At 76.0% G+C, this 2,230-nt stretch carries 1 protein-coding gene; it reads left to right on the top strand.

The window, feature by feature from the left end; genetic code table 11:
* Positions 1–2,230 (top strand): hypothetical protein (locus tag LQ51_RS10025; protein ID WP_156313025.1); only part of this gene is annotated, 2,230 nt, incomplete at both ends.

Genomic DNA, 2,230 nt, shown 5'->3' with positions numbered 1-2,230 from the left:
CACCCCGGCCACACCGCCGACCAACGGCCCGCCCACCCCGGTCCGACCGCCCGGCGGGCCGGCGGCCGGAACCGCCCAGGGCCCGGCGGCCGGTACCGTCCGTGGCCCGGCGGCCGGGGAACTCGCGGCGGTCACCACGCTGCACGCCGGCGTGCTCCCCACCCTGGCCACCGCGCCGGAGTCCTACCGAATGAGCGTGCGCGGGACCGAACTGGTCGTCGACGGGGTCGACGTCGCGGGAGCCGCCGCCGGGCTGTACCGGCTCGCCGACCGGATCCGCTCCGGCGTCGAGGTGCTGCCCGCCGCCGACGCGGGCCGGGTGGTCACGCCCCGGCTCGGCCTGCGACTGACCGACGCCGGTTCGGTGGGTCGCGAGCCGGCGCCGGCCGCCTTCGCCGCCGGCGACGACTACCGGCTCAACACCGACGTGGTCGGGGCGGCGCTGCTGCCCCGCGCCCCGTGGGTGGACGCCGCCGCGGTGGCCCGCATCGACGCGCAGTTCCGGCAGTTCGTCGACCACTCGGTGGCGCAGGGCTACAACGCGGTGGTGGTGCCCGGCTTCCTGGAGTACGTCACCTTCGCGAAGGTGGGCGACGGGCACGCCGTCTACCCGCCCGGTGACCCGCACATCGACCGGGCGCGGGCCATGGTCGCGGCGTTCGGCCCGGTCTTCCGGTACGCCGAGGAGATGGGCGTCAAGGTCTTCCTGCTCACCGACATGCTCGCGGTGTCCCCGCCGCTGGAGGCGTACCTGACCCGCACCGTCGGCGGCCTCGACGTGGCCGACCCCCGGCTCTGGGCGGTCTACCAGGCCGGGCTGGCCGAGCTGTTCGAGCGCCTGCCGTTCGTGGACGGTCTGATGGTGCGCGTCGGCGAGGGCGGCGAGGTGTACGCCGCGGCCGGCTGGGACTACTCGTCGCGCCTCGCGGTCACCACGGCCGCGTCGGTGCGCGCGATGCTACGGGCACTGCTGGACACCGCGGGGCGGGCCGGCCGGGACGTCATCTTCCGGAGCTGGACCGTCGGGGTGGGCGCCGTCGGCGACCTGCACACCAACCCGGAGTCGTACGCGCGGGTGCTGGGCGGGTTCGACGACCCGCACCTGATCGTGTCGACCAAGTACACCCTCGGCGACTTCTACAGCCACCTGCCGCTGAACACCACCCTGCTGACCGGCGCGCACCGGCGCATCGTGGAGTTTCAGGCCCGGCGCGAGTTCGAGGGCTTCGGCGCGCTCCCCAACGACCTCGGCCCGCTGCACCGCCAGGCGTTGCGGACGTTCCTCGCCGCCAACCCGAGGGTCGAGGGCGTGTGGAACTGGACCCAGGACGGCGGCCCGCTGCGCGCCGGACCGATGTCGCTCTACCTGCGCACCGGCTTCTGGCAGCTCTACGACCTCAACACGTACGCCGTCGCCCGGCTGGCCTGGGACCCGGACACCGACCCCGCGCAGGTGACGGCCGACTGGGCGTACCGGACGTTCTCCGCCGACCCGGCGACCGTGGCCGCGATCGGGCAGGCCATGGCGCTGTCCCGGCGGGCGGTCGGCACGGGCCTCTACATCGGACCGTACGCCGACCGGTCGGTACGGGCGCTCGGGCTGGAACCACCGCCGATGATGTGGATCTTCGAGTGGGACATCCCGACCGGTGACTCCGCCGCGCTGGACAGCATCTACGCGGTGACCGGCGACCGCCTCGACGCGGCCGTCGACGAGGGCGCGGTGGCGGTCGCGCTGGCCCGCCGGATGCGCGACCTGGTCGCCGCCACCGACCCGGCGACGTGGCGGGACGCCGCCCTGCGCGACCGGTTCACCCGCACCCTCGACTACCAGGTCAACCTCTTCGAGACGCTGGCCGCCTACCGGACCATGGTGCTGCGCCACGTGCAGTGGCTGGACACCGGCTCGTCGGCCGCCTACCAGGGCTGGCGGTCGGCCGAGACGGCGTACCGGGCGGCGCGTGACGCGCACCGGCAGCGCTACGGCGCCGACCTGGACCTGCCCGCGTACAACTTCACCGCGGCCGACCTGGGCGCGGAGCGCGCGGACCGGGACCCGGCGATGGCCTGGGCGGCCCGGGCGCTGCTCGGGCTGCTCCTGCTGGTGGCGCTGCTCGGCCTGCGCGGGCGCGGGCCGGGCGGCGCGGCGGCGCGGGCGCTGCTGCGCGGCGCGCTCCGGCCGGGGCGGGTCGCCGCGCAGCCCGCGCCCGCGTCCCGGGCCGACCGGGTG

Source organism: Micromonospora sp. HK10, from assembly GCF_000982955.1.
Classification (GTDB): Bacteria; Actinomycetota; Actinomycetes; order Mycobacteriales; family Micromonosporaceae; genus Micromonospora.
This window is presented reverse-complemented; position numbering and strand designations above follow the sequence as displayed.